The sequence below is a fragment of the Polaromonas sp. P3_C2 genome, from assembly GCF_056402675.1.
In genome coordinates this window covers 1-683 of the sequence record NZ_JBFUGX010001185.1, presented here as the reverse complement: position 1 = coordinate 683, position 683 = coordinate 1, and the positions used below count along the sequence as shown (strand labels likewise).

Below are 683 nucleotides of genomic sequence, written 5' to 3'. Positions count from 1 at the left end.
TGGTGCGCCTGCGCAATGAATTCGGCGTTTACGGCACCGACACCGGCCGCATGTGCGTAGCCGCCCTGAACAGCAAGAACATCGACTACGTCTGCGCGTCGATTGCCAAGGTCGTCTGAGGCCGTACTCCCGGATGAATTCATCCGGGACGCGCTGAAAAACCGCCACAACCGGTTCATTCTGGAACACCTGCCTGCGCTGGGACTGCCTGACGCATGGCTGGTGGCGGGATGCCTCTTCCAGACAATCTGGAACCTGCACTCGGGGCAATCGCCCGAAGCCCACATCAAAGACTACGACCTGTTTTACTTTGACGCTGCAGACCTTTCAGGCGCGGGCGAAGCAGCCGTCAATGAACGTGTCAGCGCCCGCTTTGCGGGCCGGGGCATTGTGGTGGAAGCCAAAAACCAGGCCAGGGTCCATACTTGGTATGAGGAGTATTTCGGTTTCCCCTACCCCGCCCTGCAAAGCTCCCGCGATGGTATTGACCGGTTTCTGGTGAGCTGTACGTGTGTCGGCTTAAGGGCAAATACTGCGGAGCGGACGGATGTAGAGCTTTATGCGCCCAACGGCCTGGCGCAGTTGTACGAGGRCAAGCTCAGCCCCAACCCGCTGTGCAACCACCTGCCGCTGTTCGAGCAAAAAGCGAAGGCTTATCGGGATCGCTGGAGCTGGCTGCAGGT

Annotated in this window: 1 protein-coding gene; it reads left to right on the top strand. The window is 59.5% G+C overall.

Features of this window, described 5'->3' with window-relative positions; genetic code table 11:
* Window positions 1–102: 102 nt before the first annotated feature.
* A partial coding sequence (locus AC1DWI_RS25480; RefSeq protein ID WP_477726228.1) for a nucleotidyltransferase family protein occupies window positions 103–683 on the top strand: 581 nt, incomplete at its 3' end.